Origin of the sequence: Rapidithrix thailandica (assembly GCF_039710355.1) — a bacterium.
Classification (GTDB): Bacteria; Bacteroidota; Bacteroidia; order Cytophagales; family Flammeovirgaceae; genus Rapidithrix; species Rapidithrix thailandica.
Map to the genome: position 1 here is coordinate 162,935 of NZ_JBDKWZ010000007.1, position 23,471 is coordinate 186,405.

A 23,471-nucleotide genomic window follows, 5' to 3' on the forward strand; every position below is an offset into this window, starting at 1 on the left:
GCAAGGTTCACAAAAAAGAGATGGCTTAAGTCACCATCTCTTTTTGTATTTCGGAGAATCACTTTAATTCGATAAATCTTAGTTCTTAGCCGTTTTACTTTTGGAAAATTTACTTTTCAGTTTCACGGCAGGCACCCATAGTTTGGAAATAAAATACTTCAGTTTGTTGTCCTTTTTCACATGCCACTCGGTAGTTCTGGGACTTTCTTTAGGCTTTTCGTGCAAGGTATAAGCATAAGCAGCGATAGAGGAACGGAATTTTCCTTCCGGGAAATTGATCGGGTCATAGCCATGTAATGTATAACCCCGGCAAAGCATAATCACCAGACGGTTAAAAGGCACATCCACCTCGGTCTTTTCACCACTCCGGCTGTCTTCCAGCTTCAACTCTCCTCCATATTCCTTCTTCCAATCTTTATTCAGATATAATAACAAGTTCAAGTTTCGGAACCAGGTAGCATCCAAAGGATGATAGTTAAAATCTGCGTGCATATCCAAAAAGCTTCCTTTTTTCCCCTGGTGAATTCCCCCTCCGTAAAACTTTTGATCTATAAAAACGTCTTCGTTGGTGATGTACTGCAAAAGTTGTTGAAAGCGCTCGGAACGCAAGTCCTGATACAATTCCTCAAACTCCTCTCCCATCAGCCAAAACTTTGATTTCTCAAATTTATTCTTGGCAAAAATATAGTCGGCACTTTTGGTTTCTATATTGGGAATTTTCGCATACAACTGCTCGATTTTATCTTCCTCACAAAATTGATCAATTGCCAGGTGCGGAAAAGGCTTTGCTTGCAAGAATTGCTTTCTGAGATCTTCTTTATGGGCTTCTAAGTATTCGAACCGGATCATATTTTCTTAAATTATACAGTGCCTCAAGCACTTATAGCTGTTAAAAATAGGCAAATGAACAAGGATATAAATGCAACTCATTTTCTATTCACCTCTCTATCCCATTTACAAAGCTGCAATTTTTTTTACAAAAACCAGCAAAGCGTAAGCTCAGTACTCCCCTTTTCGTTGTAAGAGGTCAAAACTTTGCCTCAAAGTATCAAATCGCTTCCGGATGCTGAACGGATGCTTTTCGAAACAAGATGAACATACCTAAAAAGCAAATCAATAATCCCAGGGATTCTCTGGATTCTTCAATATAAGGTTTGTCGGGTGACATGCCGTATAATAAATCTGCCGGCTCATGATGAACTAGCCATTCGTATACACTGGGCATCAACCATAAACTACCTATTAATGTCCCCAACATTCCAATAGTAATCAATACTTTATGAAATTTGCCAAACACTCCCATAGCCGCTACAATGGCCAAGTATCCATATACTGACACCCATAACCAAGGATCAAAATCATTGAGTTGCACATAGGCGAAACAAGTGTAAATAAAAAAAAGGAACAGGCTTACAAATTTCATAGTATTTACTTTTTGATTGGAAATTGCTTTAGAGCTAAAATAAGCAATTTTGCGGATTAGCAGTCCGAGATGTGAAAAGGATTGTTTGTTTTATGACTTACCCCAAGGCCCATTGTACGGTTTCGTAAATGGCCATACCGATAAAAATGATTCCGATAGCCTTATTCACCCATTTTCCTGTTTTCTGAATTCTTCTGACAATGATGGCACTTAAATAACCGTACAAGAATAAAACTAACAATTTGCCTAAGGCCACCCCCACCAAGAAAAAAAGGAGCGGTTCTGTGGAAAGCCGAATGCTATCCATGGATTGTAACATGGCTATGATGACCACCCAAAAAGGTACTGCCTGAGGGTTGAGCAAGCCGATAATAGCACCTCTGAGGAAAAAGGATGGGCTTTTACCGATTGTGGGGGAATGGGAGTGCCGGGCTTTTTTAAAGAAAAAAATTCCGCCTATGACGGTAAAAGCCACAATCACCAAAGCATGAATCAAGGCATTGCCCTGTAACAATTGTACAATCACCTTCCCGAATTGAATCGCCAAAAGTACATGAACCACCTCTACCAAGGACGCTGAAACGGCCAAATGCAAACCGGATTTCAAATTGCGATGTATCGTAGTGTTTATCACTGAAAGATTCACCGTTCCAAACGGAATTGTTCCCAGAAAACTTACACATAGCCCCAAGAAGAATTGCCCGGAATAAACCACCAACATAAAAAGATAAGGTAAGTTGACTTTATTCTTACAACTCCGGTTCAGTCAGAAAAAATTCCATGTTTATTGATTGCCTGTTGGAGTTTTTGTATCTTATCCCGGGAGGCCAGGCCGTCCCAAAGCGGCTGAGAGAGGGTATACCGGCACCTTCAAAATATGCTATTATGTCCAAATAAATTTACATTTACCTTACATAATGCGAGAAATCTCTTAAAAAAACTATTTTTTTAAGGGTCCATAAAATTTTCGGTAAGCCTCCGTACGTTCTAGCTAAACATGTACATCAATTTAAAGCTAGAAACGATCAGAATAATTGACCGGAAATGTATAAGACAAGCTTCTTGATATGGGTCATCTTTATCTCGCTCACCTCCCTGAGCCAGGCACAAAGCATCGCTGAGACCATCTACTCCCATGCTGCACAAGTAACTATTCCTTCCTATCAAATGAAACCTTTCGATTGTCATTTGAAGATGGCTTACGGGCAGTTTAATTTGGAAAATGACGATGTCTTAAAAGAAATCCTCAACGACAACATCAAAAGTGTAGCCTTGTTATACTCCGACTACCCGAAGGGCATGTCCTTTCAACGGTTAAATATCAATCGTTTTCAGGCTCTAATCGAGCTTTATCCCCAACTGACTCAAGACCAATCCATCAAATGGTATTTGGTAAAGCAAACGGATTGTACAACCAAAGAAGACGCCAACCTGTTGGTTCACGGATTTATCGTAAAACTAAAACAACGCCCCGAAGTGGTCAAAAATCAAATCCTGGGCAACCTCATTCCCGAGCGCACCCAGCAATTACTGGACACACTTCCCAAAGAAGATTACAAGTACGTTACTTACGGAAGAGACTTGACCTCCGTAGCTGCTCTGGAGCGAAACTTCACCCGTTGGAAAGACATTGTAACCGTCAGTGACTGGACTTCAAGCATGTATCCTTTTACAGGGCAAATACTGCGCTGGCATATTGATAATTGGGAAAGGAGCGGAATCAAAAATTTCGTTTTTTTTAATGACGGAGATCAAAAAGAGGATAAAGATAAAGTAATCGGGGAAACCGGAGGCTTATATGCCATCCGGGCAGATTCGATTGACAACGTCATCAAGCTGATGAAACATATTGAGTGGATTGGCGGTGGTGGTGACATTCCTGAAAACGATATAGAAGCCTTACTTTTTACGCAAGAAAGATTTCCTGATGCCAAGACACTGGTCCTGATTGCCGACAATACCAGTGCCGTACGGGATATGAAATTATTGGAAAAAGTCAAAAAACCCGTACATATCATTATCGGAAGACTTAAATACAACCGCTTGATTTACCTCAACCCTCAATACCTTACCATTGCCAAAAAAACAGGAGGATCTTTGCACACCCGCAAATATGATTTTAACAGTCCGGAAGAACTGGAAAAACTAGAAAAGTGGTTGATCCACAAAAAAGAAACCACGCTAAAAAAACGCCAAAAAACCCGGAATACCGCTTATTGAAAGGAATTTACGTCTTCCTGAATCATGGATAACGCTAATCCGGTAAAGTGAAAGAAGACCTACATTCCGTTTTTATCAAGCTTCTTCACGGCAGTGTACTCTTCCAAGCACTCACCCGTACTTATTTTACTGACAGGGTACATTCCCAATTGCCTTTCGAAAAGTCCTTTGGGATTCTTGCAGTATCTTTACCTTTGTAGAAAGTCAAGTGATTCCGATGTTATGAAAAAATATTCTCTATTAAGCATTTTTGTTCTATTGTTCACGTATCCGTTGTTAGGACAAAGCCCTCTCCCGGAAGCGGTAAAAGGCAGTTGGGTAGGTACTCTTCCCTTAAAGCCCTACCCGGACTTGTTCCGTATGGATTTGGATTCTCTTATTCAACTAAAATTATATTACAAACAAATACAATTTGACGCGCCCAAAAAATTCTACTTGACAGAAGATAGTATCTATTTGACTTTAGATCACCACGGATTTAAAGGCAAACTATACGGACAAATATGGGGCGATCATATTCAAGGAAAAATCCAAACGGAAAGCCAAGGGGAGATTCCCTTAAATATGATAAAAATAGAGCCTCAAGGCCTGGAGAGCCTGGCAAACCTCTTAGGCTACTTTGAATTTGAACCGGGGCATATCGTGCAAATCGCTCCGTTTATGGTGGACTTTGATTTAACCCCTATCTCTATTCTGGACTACAAAACCGGAAAACAACGCATTGCTTTTCCCCGGAACGAGAAGTCCTATGTTGCCGGAAAGAAAATGCTGGGCATCTATCCTCCCGAAATCGAAGTTACTGTGGTAGAGGAACCCCGAAGTGAGTTTTTCACCATATCCCTGGCAGACGCCAACCAGCCGCCCGTAAACGGTCGAAGACTGGCCGATCTACTAAATCAGGAGGATATCCTCGTACACAATCAAACTATCGAGTTACATGGCACCATTACATACCCCAATACTACCGGCCCCTATCCTTTGGTAATCTTTGTGCCGGGAGCAGGTATGCAATACCGGGGAAACATGTTGGACGACTATATCCGCATCCTACCGTATATGGGCATTGCCACTTTGGTATATGACAAACGGGGCTGTGGCTTTTCTTCCGGATCTCTTACGGGAAGCAGTATTCAAGACCTGGCAAACGACCTGACGGCCTTTATCGAACATGCTGCACAAAATAAAAATATTGACCCACAACATATTGGTTTGGTAGGCTTGGACCAAGCCGGATATGTAATGCCCGTATCGGCTAGTCAGACCGATAAAATTGCATTTATGGTGAGTTTGTCCGGCCCTACGGTGAGCATGATGGAACAAGAACTGACCGCTTGTGCTCAACGAATGGCTGCTGACGGCTACACAACACAAGACATTCGGGCAGCTCAAGCATATACCCAAACCCTCTTCCGGTATTTGGAAGGGGAAGTAGATTCCACTGAGATGGTAAAAGCCTCTAAAAAACTCCATTCCGAGCCATGGAAACAGTTTGTAACTTCCTTTGACAATAAAGAATATGTAGAGTGGTGGCGAAAAAACTATGCCTTTAGTCCGGAAACATATTTGAACGAAATTGATATCCCCATCCTGGCTATCTATGGAGAACAGGATATTTTGCTTTCAGCCGAAGAAAACAGCCAAAAAATGAGGACCCATATCGACCGGTCGGATATTTCCACCAGCAGAATTGTCTTGCTTCCCGAAGCCAATCACTTGTTGATGTTGGGAGAAACCCGGGGTGATTTTCAATTTTCGGAAATCACGGGGTATTCACCGGAGCTGTTTCAAACAATCTTTCTATGGCTTAGAAAACAAACCGGATTGACCTCAAACTAATGCGAACTTCCAAACACTACTCCGCCAAAGAGGCAATGGCTAAAATGGCCAAATACTGTGCATACCAAGAGCGCTGCCCTCATGAAGTACGGCAAAAGTTGTATACCATGGGCCTGGCCTATTCTGAAGTAGATGAAGTCATGGATTGGTTAATAGACGAAAAGTTTTTGGATGAAGAGCGGTATGCCCGTGCCTATGTCCGGGGAAAATTTCATTTTAAACGATGGGGAAAAATCAAAATCCGGCATCAACTCCGTGCCAAACAAATCCCCGAAAAAATGATCGAATCCGGTTTTTCAGAAATCAATGAGGATGCTTACTTCAACACACTCAAAGAAATAATAGATCAAAAATTCTCTTCCCTACAAGGAGAAGATAGTGATTTAAAAAAGAAACAAAAGTGTTTCAACTTTGCTTATGGGAGAGGATTTGAACCGGAATTAATTCAAAAATACTTGAATAATATTTTGCCTTAGCCTATTTTTTGCTAAGCATGATTAAATTAAATACCTATGTACCTCCTTAGCATATTCCGGTAGGTGATTATGAAAAATATTCCTTTGTAGACGGTGTGAGGGGGACAAACATAAACAGACCTTATTATTATAAAAATCGCTATGAAAAAACTGGCAGCAATATTTGTAGTTCTTCTCTTTGGAGTCTCCACCGGTCAGGCACAACGCTTGCCAACGCTAGACAGTGTCAAGTATTTGCTGACCGACATGACGGTTCAGATTGAATGTACACAGGCTGTCAACGATTTATACAACTTTAGATTTACCAAAGCCGAGCTGGAATTTTTATGGCTTAAAAAGGTTTATCCCACCCATCCACTTCCCTACTTCTTATTAGGTCTAAGCCAATGGTGGAAAATTGTTCCGAATGTGGAAAATACCTCCTACGACCAAAGTTTTATGAGTTATATGGACTCTTCGATCTATTATTCAGAATCCTTGTTTGATAAGGATGATGAGAACTTTGAAGCGGCCTTCTTTCTGGCTGCGGCTTATGGCTTTAAAGGGCGCCTGCACTCGGAGCGAAAAAACTGGAGCAAAGCTGCCTTTGCCGGGAAAAAAGCACTCAAATACCTGGATTATTGCAAAGGCTTAGGGCAAATGAGCCCCGAACTGCTATTTGGTGATGGCCTGTACAATTACTATTCGGTGTGGATACCGGAAAATTATCCTTTGTTGCGCCCTATCATGTTGTTTTTTGACAAGGGAGACAAACAATTGGGAATAGAACAATTGGAAAGGGTCCGTAAGGAAGCATTTTATACCCGTGTAGAGGCCCAATACTTTTTGATGCGCATTTATTCCATAGAAGAAAATCAACCTCACAAAGCATTACCCATTGCCGAATATTTGCATTCTACCTTTCCTAATAATGCCTATTTTGAGCGGTATTATGCCCGCCTGTTGTACACTACCGGGCGTATTACAAAAATGGAAACGGTTTGTAAAGATATCTTGCGAAAAATTGATCAAAGCATGGCGGGATATGAAGAAGTCAGTGGTCGCTATGCAGCTTTTTTCTTAGGTTCGGTGTATAAATCGCGATACGGAGATATGGAGGCGGCAAAGAAGTATTTTGACAGGGCCGTGTATTTTGCAGAAAAAATCAAAAAATTAGATTCCGGCTATTATTTACATAGCCTGTCCGGGCTGGCCCAAATTGCCAAAAGAAAAGAAGACTATGACCTGGCGATGGAATACTATGAAAAAATATTAGAAAATGCCGAAAGGAAACACAGTACTTTTAAAGAAGCCAAAGAATTTAAAAAAGAGTATAAAAAGCTCAAAAGAAAGAAACGTAAAAACGAACGCGCCTAACGGGCAACCCCTTCAACTACGCTGTACGAAATTGAACAAAACTGTCAGGTTTCGTACAGCCAACCCTCCCCTTACTTTATTATTAACAGATTGATTATCAAGAAACAAGCAGTAAAAGGTATTACAATTGTAATCTAAAAGATACTGGTAATGACTGAATTTTTATTCCATTTATCTTAAGTATCATGAAAAACCTTTTCTTAAAAAGTATGTTTGTTTTGATTTTGATATCATTTTTTGGTACCTGGTGTGCCAAAGCAATGAACCATGATCACCCTCCCAAGCATGCTCTTGCTCACAAAATTCAAGTGGATTAGTCACGTGGAATTGAAATAAATGACAGGGCAATTGTACACTTCCTGTAATTGATTGCAGACCTTTCTTGAACCTTGAAGGGTTTGCAATTTCCTTTTAAATTTTTCCGATGATTCAGATTCAATCCACCGTTCTACGATGCTTTACCGGAAGTTTTATTTCAATTTGTATACCCTCCCCCACTTCATCTACCTTTAATTTTCCCCAATGTTGATCGATCAAAAACCGGACAAGCCGTAATTGTACGGAATTCTCAAACGCTGCTTTTGCTTGATAGTTTGCAACCGGTGCCCCTTGAATGAGAAAGAGAATATTTTCACCTTCCTTTCCTACCTTCACGAATACTTTCCCCTGAAAATCCAGTAGCTGAATCAGAAAGATGATGAGCTCTCCGACCGACCATTGCAAATCGAATACTTTCCAGTATATCCATGTACTCTCCCCTTGCTCAAAATCCAATATGATATTTTTAAACTTCCCTCCTGTAAATATGGGTAAAAAGGCTTTCAGTACATCTTCAATATTGATCAATTCTTCCTCCTGACCGGCACTCGCCAATAGCTCTTGATAAGCTAAATAATGTGCACTTTCCTTATCCTGTCCGGAAAGCTCCAATAGGTTTATCATTTTACCTAAAAAAGCATTCTGTATCAGCGTCAAAAAAGGCCCGGATAGCTCCTCCCATTCGCTTCGTGCTTGCCCTTGTGTAAGCGCTTCCTGTAACCGGCTCACTTCCTTTTGTAAAGCTTTTTTTTCCGAGTCGGTTTCTTCTTGGGCTTCTTGATTCGGCTCTCTTTTCTGTGATTCAGGATCAGGATGCAAGGCCTTTTTACTTAACAGTAGCAATACGCTTTCGTCTACAGGGTCCCGCATCAACAAAGTATCATAAAGTACATGGGAAAAAGCAGCTGTGTCTTTCACTTCCAAGGTACCTTCAAGAATACCTCCCTCATCTAACTGACGGATCATTTTGCTAAAATGCGACTGCTGTTCGGAAGCAAGCAAGGTATAAAAGTTGGCCCTTTCTTCTACCTCATTTTTGAGTTCGGCAAAATCAATGGCTTTGCCTACCCTATTCAACACCTCTCCTTTTGGCCCCAGCCTTAAAAACATATGTGTTGGACTATGGGCTACGGTTTGGAGGAGTTTGCCGTTTAAGCCGCTTTCTTGTGAAGCGTTTTCCAGTTTGTTAAATTCCAATACTAAGCCTTTGAATGAAGAGTGTTGGTGTGCATTCGATGCCTTCAAGGCCACATCTCTCCAATACCCGTCTTTGTCCATAAGTTGTGTAATACACTGATAGGTATATTCGGGGGTTTGAGCCACCTTGTCCAACTCTTCTTTGATCCATTCAAAATCCGTTGAAGGCAACCACTCGTTTACCAGCCCCTTTAGTTCGTAACCCAACACTTCTTTAGACGCAGGGTTAATATATTTAATGGTATAATTAGCATCAATAAAGCATACGATACTGGAAGTGGTCTCGGCAATCAATTGGTAAAAATTTGCCCTGAAGTTGGTTTCGAATTCCCGTTGCGCCTTTTCAGTGACATCGGTGATTTCGAATAAAAACCCGGTCACTTTCGTTTCTTTCACCACATTTTTGGAAATCGTTTCCGCCAAAAATTTTTCTCCATACACATCCTCCATCGCAATTTCCATATGGATTACGGCCTTCGGGTCGGCCTGCATTTTACGAAAGTTTTCTATGGCTGTTTCTTTATCGGAAGCATGCACTAGCGAGAGCCAAGGTTTTCCTAATAAATCCTCAGGCAGCCGGCCCAATACATTGACGGTTTCCTTACTGGCATAACGGATTTCTCCATGCTCATCGGTCAACAGGTAAACATTCGGAGAGTTTTGTAAAATATCCTGTTCTTCCGCATCCAACACAACTTCTGGAGGTATGTCCCGCTCCTCAAGTGCAGTAATCCAAAAGCTTCCCTGCTCAGGGCCTTCTTGCTCTTCAACCAGGTAGAGGTTTAGCCATTTCCGAGTCCCCTTCACCTCTACTTCAGCATGCAAACTAACCGGTTGGCGGTTGTGGTCAACAAAAAGTCGTATCAATTCTTCCATCACTGCTTGCCCCAAAACGTCTTTTAGAAGCGTTTTTCCCACTTGTTCTTTTGACAAGCCCCAAAGCGCAATAAAAGCAGTATTCGCTTCTACAGTACAGAGCTTCTGTTTTAATACATCCACAAGCTGCTCTCCCTCTATTCGAGCCGTTAATTTTTGAGAAATTTGTAAACGGGCTATTGGCTGTAAGGAGTGTAAGAACAGCGAAGCAAAATGCCGTTCGGTTTCCTCTGCCTGCTTTTTTTGTTGGGCTATCTGTTGATTTTCTACTAATTGGCATATACAACCGGCCGTAAAAGAAGCCCCGTTACACGCCCAATCCGGCCATACATTACGGTATTGGATAGAGGCAAAACCTAAATAACCATATAAATTTTCTTCTGTTCCGACCGGGACCAGCAAAAAAGATTGAATACCTCGCTCTTCCCAGAAATGACTTCCGAACTCTTGTAACAGGGCTTCGGATTTCACATCAAACGCATTTAGTACTTGCCGGTCAAGCATGTATTGGAACAAACCCGGTTGGGCAGTCGCCGTTATCACACTGTTTCTCCAGAGTTTAGCACTGGTACGGGCAATTTCAATCTCTGCTACAAACGTATTTTCGGCAAGGTCATACCACCAAATCACCACATCCTCCGCTTTTACCAAATCCAAACTCAAATTGGCCACTTGTTTCATCCTTTCTTTCAAGTCCCCTTGTTGCTTACTGATTTTCAGCAATTCCTCCCTTTGTAAGCTTTCTTGCTCCCGGTGGTCCATATACTCCTGAATAGAAATTACCTCCGACTTTTTTTGCCAATAGGCCTTATGCGTTCTATGCAGTTTATAAAAAACAAAACCGAGAAACAGCAACAAAATAAGAAAAGACACAAAAGGTACTACTGCAATGAGTACATCTATGGTAGAGCTTGCATTTTGATATTGGGTAAAAATAGCCTGAAAATATGTCTCTCGAAGTACGAAAACCAAAATTCCTAAAGCTACTAAAGCATACAAAAAGGCATGGCTGCTTTTATGTTTGATATGGATTTTCTTTTGTTTACCAGGCATAGTGTACAATGGGGGTTAGCACCTTACTCATAAGGTGAGTAGGTAGACAAAACAAATTAAGGGAATATTCAATTGAACAGGCTATGTAACAAACCCGAAATACTCCGGCCTGTCTCTTATAAAGATGCAAAATTACCTTGAGAAAACAGGCATCTTTTCCAGGGAAATTCACTCTTTCTGTTTTGCAAGAAAAATTACACCTTCCCCTTTTCCAGGAGGAGAAAACTGTTTTCGAATAAAATACGGTAGCGGGTACAAACCCCTAAAACAACTTGCTATGCGAGGCTTCTTCTACAATCCGTTCCGAAGCTTCTTTGCCCAGGTATCGGTCAATAAAATAATGGGCTACATATAACAGAGGGGTAAGGAGAACAGCAACACTAAACTTGTAGATATAATTGACCACACCAATGGCCAAAACTTCGGACATACTCATCCGTCCGAAAATAAAAAAAGCAACAAACAACACCACAAAACTATCGATCAATTGGGAGACCAGCGTAGAACCGGTTGCCCTCAGCCAGATTTTTTTGCTCCCGGTAAATCTTCTCAGCCATTGAAAGGTCATCACGTCTACCAACTGTCCCACCAGAAAAGCGGTGAGAGAACCTATGATAATGCCCAGGCCTTGCCGGAAAATCGTATTAAATGCTTCGCTGATTTTCAACTCAGGGTATAAATCCAGCCACAATTGCGCAGGGGGAAGCTCGGTCACTGCCACAATGGTGATAAACATATAGGTGATTAAGCCTGCGGTCAAAAATGAAATTTTCCGGACACCTGACTTTCCAAAATACTCATTGATTACATCGGTAGTAATAAACACGACCGGCCAAAGAAGTACTCCCGCGGTCAAGGTAAAACTATAAGGCCCCTGCCCGAACAGTTGAATGGCCGCAGGCTTAGCCCCTAGCAGCGCTTCTAACGAAAACAACTTGGAACCCACCATTTCCGCCACCAGGGCATTGGTCAAAAAGATACTACATAACAGGATAAACAGGTTAATTTTTTTTTTCTCTATGCTGATTGTATTCGCTTCCAAGGTCTTGTCTGTTTTGTTGTGATGAATCAGATTCCGAAAAGACACCGTATGTATTTCATCAATCGTTAAAGTACAGTTTTTCTCTAAATCCGGTTATGTACACGGTCCACTGTAGGTTCGTATACTTGGCCTTATAATAAGGTAGAATATTTTTTTCAGGAATGGAAAATTACTAAAAAAATGCAAGTTAAGCATTGTAAAAGGGAAAAGAGCTGTACATCACAGAAAGCCCTTCACTCTTTAGGAACAGGAGGTAAAGGGTCTTTCCTTTTGCAAAAGGAAAGAAATAAAAAAACGAGATCGCAAACTTTGATCAGAAGCCTCTCACAAATCCCTTGTACATTCCTGTAAAATCTCCATCTTTGCTTTTTGGTACCAATGGCACAAACCAACAAGCTATTATGCAAACGATCTCTTTTTACCCTGGTCCTTCCAAAGTATACCCGCAAGTGAAGACATTTATGGCCGAAGCCATGGATTCGGGGCTGTTATCACGCAACCACCGCAGCCCTGAGTTTGTAGCGCTCTCACAGGAAACCGTTCTATTACTCAAGCAAAAACTCAATATTCCGAAAAACTACTCGATATTTTTTACCTCCTCAGCCACCGAATGTTGGGAAGTACTTGCAGAATCTTATTTGGATGCCTATAGTTTTCATATTTACAATGGTGCCTTCGGTGAAAAGTGGCTCAACTACCGGAAAAAAATTCGAGGAAATGCTTCAGGACAGCGTTTTCATACTCAACGACAATTAGGAATCAAATCCTTGACGATTCCGGAACAATCCGAATTGATCTGCCTCACACAATGCGAAACGTCTAACAGTACGCAATTAAAAAACAAGCAAATCCGAAAGATCAAAAAGCAACACACACAAGCCCTGATTGCCATCGATGCCACTTCTTCAATGGGAGGCATCGAACTGGAATGGAGCTATGGAGACATTTGGTTTGCTTCCGTACAAAAATGCTTCGGTTTGCCTGCCGGTATGGCCTTGATGGTTTGCTCTCCGCGGGCCATCGAAAAAGCCCAAGAAATGCAACATAATCTACATTACAATAGTCTGCTCTTTATGAGTGAAAAGATGCGGGAATGGCAAACCACTTATACCCCCAATGTATTAAGCATCTTTTTATTAAACCGGATCTTAAAACATGTTCCGGACATTCAAACCACCAGTACCTTGCTGAAAAGCCGTGCCTCTTATATGTACCAGGAATTGCAACAAGCTGGTTTTCAAGCCCTCATACACTCCAAGCGCTTAAGAGCAGATACGGTTCTTGCCATCAAAGCCTCTCCGCAACAAGTGACTTATATCAAAAACCAAGCGTTAAAAGCAGGCTTTTTGTTGGGCAATGGGTATGGCACCTGGAAAGAGATCACCTTCCGGATTGCTAACTTTCCGGCACATACCGATGAAGAAGTCCATGCACTTTTGAAGTTCCTGAAAGAGGAAGGCAAGAAGTGCCAGTGAGAAAAGACTTCTCTCTTCCTTAAGATAAGATTGAAATCAATTTTCTCTTTGAATGGGGAAATAGATTGAAATCGAAGGCAATTCACCTCATGTAGGATCTAAGTAACAATATTATACTTTATGTATAAAGCTATGAGAAAACCATGGATATTCTGAAGAAAAATCGCTTTTTATGGAACAAACAAGAAGAAAGAAACATGTACTATTTCAGAGATTCTACAGAAAAAAATAGCTCTTAAGCATGTACGATTTGAAATCTAACCCCCAGAGCCCTCCTCCCCAATATCCCGAATAACCTCTATATCTGGAAATAGTTATAGTTTTATACTTTAAAGCTGAGGCATACCTTTTAGGTCAGGACCGGTCTTGAAGGTCACAAAGTTGCAGGCTTTTTCAAGTGTACCTTTAATAATTATACCAATTCTCCTATGAAGATATCTTTTACTCTACTCTTTTTTATGATGTGGAACCAACTAGCTATGGGACAAACCACCAATGTGACTTCAAACATTTATCACAAACCTCATCAATCTTCCAGCTTGTTTCCCGGCTCTACCATAGAAACCTCTTCGGAAATCAACTTCTATGACCGTGAGCTTTTAAAAAACCGGGAGGCTGAAGTGGATTTGGCACTGACGGTCAATTCCACTGACCATGATGTAACCTTGTCCATGTATGCCAACCAGGAAATGGAAATTACCCTTCGCTTGATCACACCCGACCAACAGGTGGTATTCGAGCAATTATGCAAGGTTTGTCAAGAACCCCTGACCTTAAAAATTCCTTATCAGGCCCACGACTTATCAAAGTTGCAAATACTTTCCAGCAAACAGCAACACCTCGAAACGTTTACGATAGAAAAACAAGCCACAGGCATTTTGGTAAGGCGATGAGCCTTACCTTTTTTTATTGCTTTCCCCACCTCCTCCACTTTCATTTTCACGAATTATTCTTATATTTAGAAGTAAGCCACCTTTACAATGATGGATTTGTAACCGCATAACATTGTAGCAAACAGATAGAAGGACGATGGAAAAACCGGCAAAAAAGGCCCGATTCTCTGAGAAGAAATTTTGGAAAAAACTCCAAAAATACACCCGGAAGGCAGGCGTACAAGTGGTTTACGGTGCTTTGTTGCTCTACTATGCCTTACAGGACGAAAATGTTCCGGCCAAGGCCAAAGCGATTATTACCGGGGCTTTGGGTTACTTCGTTTTTCCGGCGGATATATTACCGGATATTGTACCTCTGTCAGGCTATACCGATGATATAGGGGTTATCTTGTTTGCACTTTCGCAGGTGATCATGCATATTACACCTTCCATAAAACTCAAAGCCAAAACCCGCTTGCAAGAGTGGTTTCACACCATTGATGACCAAGAAGTGGAAATTGTAGATGCACAATTAACCAAGCCGGAGTCCCTTCCCAAAGAGTAAATCAACTTTTTCCGATTTTTATTTTTCGAATACAGGTCGATGAGAAGTTAAAAAGGGGGTTTGTTTTTTTGTGATCAACCGGCTATAACTGCCTCTTTTCTCATCTCTTCCTTTTGAAGGGCCTTTCTTCTATTTGGAAAGTGACCTTTGACAAGGCCCTATCATTAACCATTCTTTAACCCTCTGTATAATTCGCCATGCCAGAGCTCAAAAAAAAATCGCATTTGGTATTTTCAGGCTTTATTCAGGGAACCTTGTGGTTGTTAGGAAGTTTATTGGTTTTTTATTTGGGGAAAGTATATCTTTCAGAGCAATATATCCAATGGTTAAGTCCTCTCACCTCCAAACCCGTCTTGATGTACGGGATTTTTCTTCTTTCGGAAACCATTCTCGGGCTTATTCCCCCGGAGTTTTTCATGATTTGGTCCATGGAAGAGCAGCTGTATCTTTACCTCCTCAAATTGCTGCTTTTGGCATTTTTCTCCTATATGGGCGGAGGTATTGCATTTTGGTATGGTAAATACTTTAACCATACGGCCTTTTTTCAAAAACTTCTTCAAAGAAAGACCTTTAAGAAATACCTTCAATATTATCAGAAGTTCGGAGGGATCTTAATTTTAATCTCTGCCGTGACGCCACTTCCCTTCGCTTTTATCAGCGCTCTTTCCGGTTCACTGGGTTTTACATTCAGTACCTATTGTAAGTTTGCCAGTTTCCGGGTTTTCCGTTTTTTAGTATACGGGTTCATTCTCTGGCAGGCCAATGGCATTTGAGCAAGCCCACAAGAACACAAAAAAACAGCGCCCTTTTCAGGGCGCTGTAGTTATCGGAATATATTTTATTTAAGTCTTATAGAGAAATTCCCATAAAAGACATAAACGCCAAGCCCATCAAACCGGTCACAATAAATGTGATTCCCAAACCTTTTAAAGGAGCCGGTACATTGGAGTATTTCAGTTTCTCACGAATGGCCGCCAAAGCGATAATGGCCAAGAACCAACCAATTCCTGAGGTAAATCCAAATACGGTAGCTTCAGAGAATGTATAATCTCTTGGTACCATAAACAAAGAAGCACCTAAAATTGCACAGTTTACGGCAATCAAAGGCAAGAAGATCCCCAAAGAACCATACAGGGCCGGTGAGAATTTTTCGATCACCATCTCTACCAATTGTACCATAGAAGCAATTACCGCAATAAACATGATGTACTGCAAAAAGCTCAGGTCTACATTGGCAAATTCAGGATGGACACCGGCCAACCATTCCAAAGCACCCTCTTTTAAGACAAACTGGTAAATAGCCCAGTTTAACGGTACGGTGATCGTCAATACGAAAACTACCGCAATCCCCAATCCTGAAGCGGTCGTTACCTTTTTAGATACTGCCAGGTATGAACACATACCCAAGAAGTAGGCAAAGACCATATTCTCTATAAAAATCGACTTGATCCCTAAGTTGATAAGATCCATGATCAATATATCTTTTTAATGTTGAAAGTCAGATTAACTGTGTTCTACATAGCCGTTGCGTGCCCTCTGTACCCAAATGATAACACCAATCAGGATAAAGGCTCCTACCGGAGAGGTCATCAAACCGACATTTGGGAAGTTGTCAATACCGATTGCTTCAAATACTTTGAAGTTAAACAAAGAGCCGGAACCCAACAATTCACGGAAGAAAGCAACCACCAAGATAACCCAAGCATAACCAAAGGCGCTACCAAATCCATCCAATACCGAATCGAAAGGCTTATTTCCCATGGCAAAGGCTTCCAAACGTCCCATCACAATACAGTTGGTAATGATCAATCCCACATACACCCCTACAACTCTGGACACATCGTATAAGTAAGCTTTCAGCACTTGGTCAACCAATACTACCAAGGAAGCGACAATACTCAACTGCACGATAATACGGATACGTTGAGGAATAATATTGCGAATGACAGAAATGATCATGTTAGAAAATACCAACACGAACATTACCGCGATAGCCATTACCAAAGTCGGCTCCAACTTAGCGGTAACCGCCAGCGCCGAGCAAATACCCAATACCTGTACGGTAATGGGGTTGTCATCGTCCAAAGGATCCGCAACGATTTTACGTCTTCTCTTAGAGAATAGCGGTTCAGCAACCTTTTGGACTTCTTGTTTTATTTCGTCTTTTTCTACGGTTTCAGTACTCATAGTTCAAAGCGTTATATGCTTGTTTAAGAAAAATCACTAGTAGATGAAGCGAGCGCTGTCTTACTTCACCGTCTTGAAAAATCCACTATAACCCTCAAAATACGTCTCCAGCATTTTATTCACCCCTTTGGCCGTCAGGGTAGCTCCGGACATTCCGTCTACTTCATGCTCTCCCAAGTCTTTATTTCCTTCACCTTTCAGCATTTCTACCGACACTAATTTACCTGAGGGATCATAGATTTTTTTGTCTTTATAGCGAGCCAATACTTCAGGATCGGTGATACGGGCTCCCAAACCCGGCGTCTCCCCTACGTGATCCATCGATACCCCGGCAATGGTATTTAAGTCCGGCTTTACGGCAACGTATCCCCAGATATAATTCCAAAGGCCGTAGCCATACATGGGCAGAATATAGAACTCGACCTCCGTATCGCTATTTTCTTTCATGAATTTGAAAACAGGCAAGAAACGTTCTTCCGGCTTTTTCTTATATTGAGCCGTCAGGTTAATGTCTTCCGGTTTTTCTTTTTCGTATTGCTCCGGGGTCAATTCTTCCCCATCGTAGTTTACTACCAAGGCCTGAATACGAGAATTATAGATTTTTTCCAATTCCGTTTTCGGCTTCCCTTCGGTGCTCATAACGGCACTCAAAATTTGCTTCTTGGTATCCAGCTCGATTTCTCGTTTCTGGATAGGTTTCAATTTCACTGCAGCGAATGAAAGGATTGCGCCCAAAATGACAGTTAGCGCAGCTGCGAATCCGATTATATATCCATTAGACTGTTGCACGGCTCAATCTTCGTTTTTTGTTTGCTTTTACTACATAGAAATCAATGAGAGGAGCAAAGACATTCATCAGCAAGATTGCCAACATGATGCCTTCAGGATACGCTGGGTTGAACACCCGGATCAATACGGTCAAGAATCCAATCAAGAATCCGTAAATCCATTTGCCCGTTTCGGTTTGGGAAGCCGTTACAGGGTCGGTCGCCATAAATACCGCTCCAAAGGCCAAACCACCGATGACCCAGTGATGATGAGGAGGAATGGTCATAAAGTCATTCAATCCGAGTAAATTGAAAAGAAAGCCCATCACATAAGCCCCGACAAACACACTCAAAATGATTTTTCCACTACCCACACGTGTCAATACTAACACGGCTGCTCCGATCAAACACATTAAAGTAGAGGTTTCTCCGATAGAACCCGGGATAAGCCCTAAGAACATGTTCCAGAAATCATATAAGCCAGGTGCCCATGAAGTTGCTTTGGTCATTTCACCTACTAAAGTAGCTCCGTCTGTAGTAGCGGCAGTTGCGGCAATTCCCAAGTAAGTAGCGCCTGAATATCCGTCTACGGCACTGGCCTCTCCTAAGAAAGTCCAAATTTCCCCGGAAATATCGGTGGGATAAGCAAAGTACAAGAAAGCCCGTGCTGTCAAAGCTACGTTCAAAATATTCATCCCCACCCCTCCAAATACTTCTTTGGCAATCACTACGGCAAAGATCGTAGCCATCGCTACTTGCCATAAAGGAATGGTAACGGGCAATACCAAAGGAATCAATATCCCGGTCACCAAAAAGCCTTCCGTCAAGGGGTGCTTTCTCACCACCGCAAAGACAGCTTCCACCAAACCTCCGGATGCATAGGAGACGATAATGATCGGCAACACCTCGCGAAGTCCAATCCAAAACTTGGCTCCGAAGGAAGCTTCACTATCCCCTACCGCCAGAAAATGCTGGTGTCCAACATTCCACAAGCCGAAAAGTAAACAAGGAATCAATGCGATGATCACCGTCATCATCATCCTTTTCAGGTCGATGGCATCCCGAACCTGTACGCCTTTTGCCTTGGTAACAGCAGGAGGAGTAAATAAGAAAGTTTCTTGCGCATCAAAAAGATAATGCAGCTTTTCAAACTTCCCCCCCTTCTCAAACATCGGCTTTTGTTTCTGCAAAAAATCGTGTAAAAATTTCATTGTATAACGCTAATCAAGAATTTGCAAAACTCTATTCTAAAGAATCTTCATTTTATTGTAATAAATTACCCTAGACGCATCATGTCTAATCCTTCCCGCAAGAGGCTCTGGATATCGTGCTTTGACACATCGATGAACTCACAAAGCGCCAAATCTTCTTCAATCACTTCGTAAATCCCCAAGGCTTCCATTTCATCAAAGTCTTCCGCTAGAATTGCTTTTAGCAAATAGGTAGGATAAAGGTCCATGGGTACTACTTTTTCAAACGCACCGCTCATTACAAAAGGACGTTCCTCCCCATTCATATTGGTATCCAGGACGTATTCTTTAGAACCGGAATTCAGGAAGGAAAACAAACCGAATGCCCGGTGAAAACTAAGGCGTTTGAAAGTAGGCGCCAACCAACCGTCTGACAAGACGAAACGAGGGACATCCCCTTCCGGCAATACCGTGACCAGATGATCGTAAAAGCCGAGATATCCGTCTTTCTTGATCTTTTCACCGGTCAATACGTTTCCAGATACGACACGAATACCTTCTGTACTTTTTGTATTGCTTTCTACATATTTGTTGACACAAGCACCACTGTAAGTCTGGTAGTATTGAGGATTCTTCACCTCTGATCCGGCAAAGGCAATGACCTTAGTGGCATCATAAATGCCTTCCAGGAACAGTTTCCCTATTTGGATCACTCCGTAAGGTGTCAAGGTCCACACCAGGTCTTCCGCATTAAGCGGCTGGAGATGGTGGATTTGTACCCCTACGTTTCCGGCAGGATGCGGCCCACTGAACTTATTAACTACCACGTCTTTTGCATGGGCAAAAATCTGGGACAGTTCTTCTTTTCCATTCACATTGACATGGATAGAACCGCTGGTAAACTTCCTCAGCACGTCAACACCGGCTTGGAAGTATTTTTCTTGTCCCTTGAAAATAAAATCGTAGTCTGGAGCGAGAGGGTTGGTATCAAATGCAGAAATAAAGATCGCTTGTGGGGTGTCCTCCGGATTGGCGATAACACCGTAAGGACGTTGAATGATGTTTGGCCAAACACCACTTTTCAACATCACCCCGGTGAAGTCTTCGCGGGAAACGTTAGCCAAATCGGATACGGAATATTTAGGAAATTCCTCATATTCCACTTGCTTATCGGCTAATACTTTAATTTCCAGCAACTTCCGCTTCTTTCCTCGTTTAACTTCCACTACTTCGCCACTTACCGGAGCGCAATACTGCACTTTTTCCATTTTTTTGTCGTAAAACAACGGACTTCCGGCTTTTACCGTATCCCCTACTTGTACGACAACTTTTGGCATATAGATCCCCACAAAATCTGTAGGTTTTAATGCAAAGGTTTCCGGCTGCTCAATATTGGCAATCTTCTTTTCAGCCTTTCCGGCTAGCTTGATATCAAAACCTTTCGATAGTTTAATGCTTTTCGACATTGTATTTGGATGTGAAATGTAATGACGCTCAAAATTTTGGACAAAGCTAGTAAATATGACTTATAAAAAAAACACCGATTCCTGCATACTGGAAGCAATTTTCAAAGAAGGGGCTTTTGTGAGGCTCAGATGTTTGAGATCGCAGAATCAATATACTTGCTTATGTCATTCGTCTGACTGATTGAACCGTACACATATAAAAATCCCCCTTCCATCAAAAATACAATACTTCAAACGATATAACTCCTCGCCAAGTCAAAGGCTGTACCCTCAATCCCTTTGACAAGAAAAAGCCTTCCCGGTTTATTATCATCGAGAAGGCCTGGCTTTGTTTATTTTCACAGAATTGATCAGGACCAGAATTCATAAAAATGATGCACCGGACCATGCCCTTTGCCCAAGCGGTAATTCTGCCCGTTATCCAAGGCTTTTGTAATGTATTTTTTGGCCTTATCCATGGCTTTGTCCAGCGTACACCCTTTGGCCAAATAAGCGGCAATGGCAGAAGAAAGGGTACAACCGGTACCATGGTTATTCCGGGTTTCGATCCGGGGAGCGCTGAATTCTTTGACAGTATGGTTATAATACAGCAAATCTACAATCCGGGACTGCCCGGACATATGCCCTCCTTTGATCAAGACGGCTTTGGAACCCAACGAAACCAGATCTGCCATCGCCCGGGTCATATCGGCATATGTGGACAACTCCTGACCGATCAACACCCCGGCCTCCGGTAAATTAGGCGTAATGATTGATGTCAAAGGAATCAAAACGGATTTTAGTGTGGCAATCGCTTCTTCTTTGATCAAGCGGTCTCCACTAGTTGCCACCATCACAGGATCCAATACTACATTTTCTATTTTGTATTTCTCCAACATCCGGGCCACCGCTTTAATGACCTCTGCCGAATGCAGCATGCCGATTTTCACGGCATCCACCCCTATATCTTCTATCACCATACTGATCTGTTTCTCGATAAAAGGCACGGGTATGGGATGCACTGCGGCCACGCCTTGTGTGTTTTGGGCCGTAATAGCCGTAATGGCAGACATGCCATAGCACCCTAAAGCCGAAAAGGTTTTAATGTCTGCCTGGATGCCGGCCCCACCGCCACTATCCGACCCTGCAATCGTCAGTACCCTTTTATAAGACTTCTTCATATGTTAGTTTGTGGTTTTGAATAATTGAAAACATTCAACAAGTTTTTAGCGGCTTGATAAGGCGCTTCAGCAGTACAAATTTCCGAGACGACTGCCAGCATGGAAACACCTGCCTGCACCACTTCCGGAGCATTGTGCTGATGAATACCTCCAATGCCTACAATCGGATGCTTGGAAATTTTCCGGGCTGCTTTAATGCCTTCCAGCCCCCAAGGGGTATGGGTATCTGTTTTGGTAGGAGTTGGAAAAACCGGACTGAGGGCGATATAATCCACCTCCCATTGATTGGCCAGCAGTACCTGTTCCTGTGTTTCCACAGATAAACCAATAAGAGCCTTTTCCCCTAACAAAGCACGGGCTACAGGATAGGGCATATCACTTTGCCCGATATGCACACCCTCCGCCCCGATTGCCAGTGCCACGTCCACCCGGTCGTTGACCAACAAGGGCACTTGATAGGGAGCCAAGACTTGCTTCAGAGCCAAGCCCAATTCTATAAACTCCCGGGTACTAATCTCTTTTTCCCTTAATTGTACAAGGCTTACCCCTCCTTTTACAGCCTCTTCCACCACATACAGCCAAGACTTGCCTTGTATTAATTTCCGGTCGGTCACCAGATAAATTCCCTCCATCATCTATTCTCTTCTATACGTATTTTTAATTCATTACTATATGGCTCAAACTACAGCCGATAAAGATTTTTGTAGAGCAAACGCATGAAAAGGCAAAAACGTAAACCGAAGGGGGACTTTGTGTTGATACTAAGACCGGGTAATTGCAACGGTTTAAAATCACCTTCTTCATTTACACTCAATCACTTACCTTTATACTCCTGCTCAAAACAACAGAAACTATCATCCGCAACATGAGAGGTATATGCTAGAAGTCTTATACGTTCACTTCTTTTTACACTGGTAAAGGTACCTTTTTAAAAGGTAACATTACCAAACTTCCTTTTATGATAGTAACACAAAATTGCAAGATTCCTCTCAAATTTTTAAACCTTTCAAAATATCCTTTTCTTCCAGTTGGTATAAACTATCTAAAAAATGCACATATAAACTGCCGGGTCCACTGGCAAGCTTTCCTGCGTTTTCACCACTGATTCCCATCACACCCATAGCTCCCACTGCAGCTTCAAAATAGTCGGGATTGACAGCGGCAAATGCCGCACAAAGGGCCGTGGCCGTACATCCCATTCCGGTCACTTGGGCCATCATAGGCATCCCATTTCGAATTTGTGCTATCTTCTCTTTATACACTATATAGTCAGTACTTCCGCTCACTACCACTACGATTCCATGGCCTTCGCTTAACTCTTTTGCCGCCTCATGCGCAGCCTCCGCAGTATGACTGCTGTCTACACCTTTGGTGGTAAGCCCATTAGCCCCGGCCAATGCCATAATTTCCGAAGCATTTCCCCTCACAATATCAGGAGCAAACTCCTCTAAAAATGCTTTTGCTACTTGTGTACGGTAAGCAGTGGCTCCCACTCCCACAGGATCAAAAACAACTGGCTTTCCTAATTTTTTGGCATGAAGGGCTGCTTTTTTCATTGATGTTACCCAGCGGGCATCCAGCGTTCCCATGTTAATCACCAAAGCTCCCGCAATACCGGTCATATCTTCCACTTCTTCCGGTGCATGAGCCATTACCGGTGAAGCACCCAGTGCCAACAAGGCATTGGCGGTAGCGTTCATTACCACCATATTCGTGATATTATGAATCAAAGGTTTTTTCTCCCTGATTCGAACTATATCTTGCCAAATATTTGCATACGTCTTCATAGAGATTGCGATTTTAGGTTCAACATTGATTTTTTTCGAATAGGAGCAACTTCCTCATTTTGCTTTTTCCCTTCAAGGCTTACTACTGCCCTTTGCCATACAAAGCTACTGAGCAAATTTCAATTGCGGTTTTTTTTCATCTCAGCTCTTTCATTTCTTCAAAACGTGGGGTCCGTAGGGAGCGTTTGTCCATTTAAGCCCTTCA

The 23,471-nt window shown here is 42.1% G+C and carries 21 protein-coding genes; 8 read left to right on the plus strand and 13 right to left on the minus strand.

The genetic code is table 11. The annotated features are described in order from the left end of the window. Positions 1-78: 78 nt before the first annotated feature. From AAG747_RS13665 to AAG747_RS13675, 3 genes are all read right to left on the minus strand, one after another. Complete coding sequence (locus tag AAG747_RS13665; RefSeq protein ID WP_346821739.1) at positions 79-849, minus strand: 2OG-Fe(II) oxygenase; 771 nt, start codon at positions 847-849, stop codon at positions 79-81. A gap of 199 nt (positions 850-1,048) precedes the next feature. Continuing rightward, positions 1,049-1,423: a transmembrane 220 family protein gene (locus AAG747_RS13670; RefSeq protein ID WP_346821740.1), complete on the minus strand. Its 375-nt coding sequence runs from the start codon at positions 1,421-1,423 to the stop codon at positions 1,049-1,051. A gap of 97 nt (positions 1,424-1,520) precedes the next feature. Then, positions 1,521-2,144 (minus strand): LysE family translocator, encoded by a 624-nt coding sequence (locus AAG747_RS13675; RefSeq protein WP_346821741.1) that lies wholly within the window; start codon positions 2,142-2,144, stop codon positions 1,521-1,523. 323 nt (positions 2,145-2,467) lie between these two features. Between AAG747_RS13675 and AAG747_RS13680 the strand changes: the two genes are divergently transcribed. From AAG747_RS13680 to AAG747_RS13695, 4 genes are all read left to right on the plus strand, one after another. Further along, entirely contained in the window at positions 2,468-3,643 is a 1,176-nt protein-coding gene (locus tag AAG747_RS13680) for a hypothetical protein (protein ID WP_346821742.1), read from the plus strand. A 222-nt stretch (positions 3,644-3,865) separates the two neighbouring features. Next, on the plus strand, positions 3,866-5,479 hold the full coding sequence (locus AAG747_RS13685) for an alpha/beta hydrolase family protein (protein WP_346821743.1): 1,614 nt from the start codon (positions 3,866-3,868) through the stop codon (positions 5,477-5,479). Continuing rightward, the gene (locus tag AAG747_RS13690; RefSeq protein ID WP_346821744.1) at positions 5,479-5,955 is read left to right on the plus strand and encodes a regulatory protein RecX; all 477 of its coding nucleotides are present in this window, start codon (positions 5,479-5,481) and stop codon (positions 5,953-5,955) included. The genes AAG747_RS13685 and AAG747_RS13690 overlap by 1 nt, the downstream gene beginning before the upstream one ends. Before the next feature lie 141 nt (positions 5,956-6,096). Continuing rightward, positions 6,097-7,311 carry a tetratricopeptide repeat protein gene (locus AAG747_RS13695; RefSeq protein WP_346821745.1) on the plus strand — a complete coding sequence of 405 codons (1,215 nt, stop codon included), beginning with the start codon at positions 6,097-6,099 and terminating at the stop codon, positions 7,309-7,311. 435 nt (positions 7,312-7,746) lie between these two features. Here the strand turns inward: AAG747_RS13695 and AAG747_RS13700 are convergent, their stop codons facing one another. After that, positions 7,747-10,755: a PAS domain-containing protein gene (locus AAG747_RS13700; protein WP_346821746.1), complete on the minus strand. Its 3,009-nt coding sequence runs from the start codon at positions 10,753-10,755 to the stop codon at positions 7,747-7,749. A gap of 262 nt (positions 10,756-11,017) precedes the next feature. Beyond that, on the minus strand, positions 11,018-11,797 hold the full coding sequence (locus tag AAG747_RS13705; RefSeq protein WP_346821958.1) for a queuosine precursor transporter: 780 nt from the start codon (positions 11,795-11,797) through the stop codon (positions 11,018-11,020). Between the two features lie 401 nt (positions 11,798-12,198). Between AAG747_RS13705 and AAG747_RS13710 the strand changes: the two genes are divergently transcribed. The 4 genes from AAG747_RS13710 (at position 12,199) to AAG747_RS13725 (ending at position 15,482) form a co-directional block, all read left to right on the plus strand. Next, positions 12,199-13,272 carry an aminotransferase class V-fold PLP-dependent enzyme gene (locus tag AAG747_RS13710; protein ID WP_346821747.1) on the plus strand — a complete coding sequence of 358 codons (1,074 nt, stop codon included), beginning with the start codon at positions 12,199-12,201 and terminating at the stop codon, positions 13,270-13,272. A gap of 428 nt (positions 13,273-13,700) precedes the next feature. Beyond that, positions 13,701-14,165, plus strand: coding sequence for a hypothetical protein (locus AAG747_RS13715; protein ID WP_346821748.1), 465 nt, complete (start codon positions 13,701-13,703; stop codon positions 14,163-14,165). Between the two features lie 136 nt (positions 14,166-14,301). Further along, a complete protein-coding gene (locus AAG747_RS13720; protein WP_346821749.1) occupies positions 14,302-14,709 on the plus strand; it encodes a YkvA family protein in 408 nt (135 codons plus the stop codon). A 197-nt stretch (positions 14,710-14,906) separates the two neighbouring features. Continuing rightward, positions 14,907-15,482: an SNARE-associated domain-containing protein gene (locus AAG747_RS13725; RefSeq protein ID WP_346821750.1), complete on the plus strand. Its 576-nt coding sequence runs from the start codon at positions 14,907-14,909 to the stop codon at positions 15,480-15,482. Positions 15,483-15,558: 76 nt separating this feature from the next. On the opposite strand, the gene nqrE is transcribed toward AAG747_RS13725, so the two are convergent. The 8 genes from nqrE to thiM form a co-directional block, all read right to left on the minus strand. Beyond that, a complete protein-coding gene (nqrE, locus tag AAG747_RS13730; protein ID WP_346821751.1) occupies positions 15,559-16,179 on the minus strand; it encodes an NADH:ubiquinone reductase (Na(+)-transporting) subunit E in 621 nt (206 codons plus the stop codon). Between the two features lie 33 nt (positions 16,180-16,212). Further along, a complete protein-coding gene (locus tag AAG747_RS13735) occupies positions 16,213-16,896 on the minus strand; it encodes an NADH:ubiquinone reductase (Na(+)-transporting) subunit D (RefSeq protein WP_346821752.1) in 684 nt (227 codons plus the stop codon). Positions 16,897-16,956: 60 nt separating this feature from the next. Beyond that, complete coding sequence (nqrC, locus tag AAG747_RS13740; RefSeq protein WP_346821753.1) at positions 16,957-17,685, minus strand: NADH:ubiquinone reductase (Na(+)-transporting) subunit C; 729 nt, start codon at positions 17,683-17,685, stop codon at positions 16,957-16,959. Continuing rightward, entirely contained in the window at positions 17,672-18,874 is a 1,203-nt protein-coding gene (locus AAG747_RS13745; protein WP_346821754.1) for an NADH:ubiquinone reductase (Na(+)-transporting) subunit B, read from the minus strand. Before AAG747_RS13745 ends, nqrC begins: the two co-directional genes overlap by 14 nt. A 65-nt stretch (positions 18,875-18,939) precedes the next feature. Further along, positions 18,940-20,319 carry a Na(+)-translocating NADH-quinone reductase subunit A gene (locus AAG747_RS13750; RefSeq protein ID WP_346821755.1) on the minus strand — a complete coding sequence of 460 codons (1,380 nt, stop codon included), beginning with the start codon at positions 20,317-20,319 and terminating at the stop codon, positions 18,940-18,942. 350 nt (positions 20,320-20,669) lie between these two features. Beyond that, the gene (gene thiD / locus AAG747_RS13755) at positions 20,670-21,479 is read right to left on the minus strand and encodes a bifunctional hydroxymethylpyrimidine kinase/phosphomethylpyrimidine kinase (RefSeq protein ID WP_346821756.1); all 810 of its coding nucleotides are present in this window, start codon (positions 21,477-21,479) and stop codon (positions 20,670-20,672) included. Continuing rightward, positions 21,476-22,114, minus strand: coding sequence for a thiamine phosphate synthase (thiE, locus tag AAG747_RS13760; protein WP_346821757.1), 639 nt, complete (start codon positions 22,112-22,114; stop codon positions 21,476-21,478). Before thiE ends, thiD begins: the two co-directional genes overlap by 4 nt. A 354-nt stretch (positions 22,115-22,468) precedes the next feature. After that, complete coding sequence (thiM, locus tag AAG747_RS13765; RefSeq protein WP_346821758.1) at positions 22,469-23,266, minus strand: hydroxyethylthiazole kinase; 798 nt, start codon at positions 23,264-23,266, stop codon at positions 22,469-22,471. Positions 23,267-23,471 lie beyond the last annotated feature (205 nt).